Raw genomic sequence first — 3069 nt, 5'->3', positions numbered from 1 at the left:
CCTATTTGGTATCTATTCTGGCCAGCCCGGAAACGGCCGAATCAAAGAAAGCACTCCCCAAAATAGCCACTTATATCGACTCAGCCATTGCAAAGGAGGGACCTTTGCCGGAAATCCTGGCCCTGCTGCCGGCGCAGGATCTGGTGCAGGAGAGCATCCGCTATTTTCGCCACCATATCTGGCTGAACGCTCATTACTTTGTGGCCGAGGAAAATATTTTTCATATTAACGAGAAAACGGATGCACTGCTGGCTAAATATGGCCAGCCGGAGCAGCGTTATTTTCTACTTGTGGTGCAATATGAACGCGATGAGGACGCGAGGACGGCCCACGATAATTTCGTGAAAGAATACCTGCCTGAACGCATGCACAAGGTTGCGGTGCAGTTGGAGGATGGCAGCTGGACCGCTAGTCGCCTGTCGGGGAGGTTGCTCATGGTAGTCTTCAGTGCGCCTTCGGAGGAAACCGCACTCGGGCTACTGGAAGCGGTTCAGAACAAGTCGCGCTCATTATAGCTCAACCCGTTTCAATATAGCAGGAGAAAAGAGAGATGCAGCAGAAAGGTATTACCAGGCGAGATTTTATCAAGGGCAGCACATCAGCGGCCTTGGCCTGCGCTTTTTATCTCGGCTACCCCGGATATCTTCTCTCGAAATCGGAGCCGAAAACGAGGGTGGTTTTGGTCCGCCATAAAGATGCCCTGGATAATCTGAATCGCCCTAACAAAGCGGTGCTGGGGCAGATGTTGGATGAAGCTGTTACCCGCCTTCTGGATGTAAGTAGTCCTTCGCAGGCCTGGAAACGCCTGATTAAGCCTGACGACATAGTAGGTATAAAAACGAATACCTGGGGTTATCTACACGTTCCTGAAGAATTGGAGCAGATCATCAAGGCCCGGGTAGTGGAGGCTGGAGTCGCCGAGAAGAATATTGGAATCCGTGATCTCAACCTGCTTGGGGACAAGATTTTTACCAATGCAACCGCGCTGGTTAATGTCCGACCGCTACGGACCCATTACTGGTCGGGTGTGGGGAGTTTGATCAAGAACTACGTCACATTTGTTCCCAGGCCCAGCGCCCATCACGGCGATACCTGCGCGGATCTGGCATCGATCTGGAAGCTTCCATTGATCCAGGGCAAAACCAGGCTGAATATCCTCGTTGTCCTAACGCCCCTGTTCCACGGTTCAGGCCCGCACCATTTCAATCGCCAATATACCTGGGCCTACAAAGGGCTGTTGGTGGGGGCTGATCCGGTGGCGGTGGATGCCACCGGTGTGCGTCTCTTGCAGGCCAAGCGCCGGGAGTATTTTGGCGAAGATCGTCCCCTGAATCCGCCCCCAAAGCACATCTTTCTGGCAGATACCCGCTACGGCCTGGGGACGGCGGATCCCGGGAAAATCGAATTGGTCAAAATAGGTTGGCAAGACAGCATCCTGATTTAAGCCTGCTGCCCGTTGAGAAAGTGGAGGACAAATGGCTACAGAAAAAAGCTTTCATATGACCGGGGAGGAGTTTCGGCGCAGCGGGAGGATTGTGCTGGACTGGATCGCCGATTACCTCCAACGCGTAGAATTGTTTCCGGTACAGTCGCAGTTAGAGCCCGGTCAGGTTCGATCCGCACTACCTATGGAACCGCCTCTCAAGGGGGAAGCCTTCGAGGCTATTCTCAACGACGTGGAAGATATTATTCTTCCCGGACTGACTCATTGGCAGTCGCCTAATTTCTTTGCCTTTTTCCCGGCTAACTCATCGGGCCCGGCCGTTTTGGGAGAGCTGTTATCGGCTGGTTTAGGGGTTCAGGGGATGTTGTGGGCTACCAGCCCGGCCTGCACGGAGCTGGAGACGCACGTGCTGGATTGGCTGGTTGATATGCTCGGACTGCCGGGGAAGTTCAAATCGACGAGTGCTGGCGGTGGTGTTATTCAGGACACCGCATCGAGCGCTACCCTGTGCGCCCTCCTGGCGGCTCGCGAGCGGGTGACCAACTTCAGCAGCAATCAAGCGGGGTATAAAGGGGGTCTCGTAGCCTATGCTTCCACTCAAGCCCACTCGTCCGTAGAGAAGGCAGTCAAAATTGCCGGTCTGGGTAAAGATAATCTCCGGATCATCGAAGTGGACGAGCGCTTCGCTATGCAGCCGGACCTTTTAGCAGAGCAAATCAGGCAGGACCGGGAAGCCGGCTTGATACCCTGCTTCGTCTGCGCCACCGTGGGAACTACATCCTCCAATGCCATTGATCCCCTGGTGGAAATTGGCCGGATCTGCCGTGAGGAGAATATATGGCTGCATGTCGATGCAGCGATGTCCGGCACGGCGGCAATCTGTCCCGAGTTCCGGCATATCCACGACGGCATCGAGTTCGCTGACAGTTACTGCTTCAATCCCCACAAATGGATGTTTACCAATTTTGACTGTGATTGCTTTTACGTGGCCGAGCGGAGGACTCTGATCGAGACTCTCAGCATTCTGCCCGAATATTTGCGCAATATCGCTACGGAATCAGGGGCCGTGATCGACTATCGCGACTGGCAGGTTCCGCTCGGGCGCCGTTTTCGATCCTTAAAACTGTGGTTTGTAATCCGTCATTATGGGATCGAAGGGCTGCGCCATCATATTCGCCGTCATGTTCAACTGGCCCAGGAGTTCGCATCCTGGGTTGAAAGCGATGAGCGGTTTGAACTTGCAGTCCCGCCTCCGTTGAACCTGGTCTGTTTTCGTCACCGGGGCGGGGACGAAACTAGCCAGATATTATTGGATAACCTGAATCGGGGGGGAGAGATCTACCTCACTCATACCCGCTTGAATGGCCAGCTCACACTTCGGTTTTGTGTCGGCCAGACCCATACTGAGGCCCGCCACGTTCAGCAGGCCTGGCAACGGATTCAGGAGGGAGCGAGGGAGCTGGAGTCGGAATAGTGGCGAGCTGTTGATAAATACCTATTGTGTGCATAGTTCATGATTCTTCGCACAGGCAATCATAGATAAGTGCCTCCGCTTCTTTGAGGATCATTGGATAAATTGGATGGTAAAAATGCCTTTTAATACGTACGAGCTGAGGGGCCGGAGT

3 protein-coding genes are annotated in these 3069 nt (G+C 53.9%); all 3 read left to right on the top strand.

Annotation, left to right across the window (positions count from 1 at the left end; all coding sequences use genetic code 11):
• Positions 1-515 (top strand): DUF6599 family protein (locus tag ACETWG_10175; GenBank protein ID MFB0516950.1); only part of this gene is annotated, 515 nt, incomplete at its 5' end.
• Positions 516-550: 35 nt separating this feature from the next.
• Positions 551-1444 carry a DUF362 domain-containing protein gene (locus tag ACETWG_10170; protein MFB0516949.1) on the top strand — a complete coding sequence of 298 codons (894 nt, stop codon included), beginning with the start codon at positions 551-553 and terminating at the stop codon, positions 1442-1444.
• 31 nt (positions 1445-1475) lie between these two features.
• Positions 1476-2918 (top strand): pyridoxal-dependent decarboxylase, encoded by a 1443-nt coding sequence (locus ACETWG_10165; GenBank protein ID MFB0516948.1) that lies wholly within the window; start codon positions 1476-1478, stop codon positions 2916-2918.
• The last annotated feature ends 151 nt before the right edge of the window (positions 2919-3069 follow it).

The organism is Candidatus Neomarinimicrobiota bacterium, assembly GCA_041862535.1.
Classification (GTDB): Bacteria; Fidelibacterota; Marinisomatia; order SCGC-AAA003-L08; family TS1B11.
This window is presented reverse-complemented; position numbering and strand designations above follow the sequence as displayed.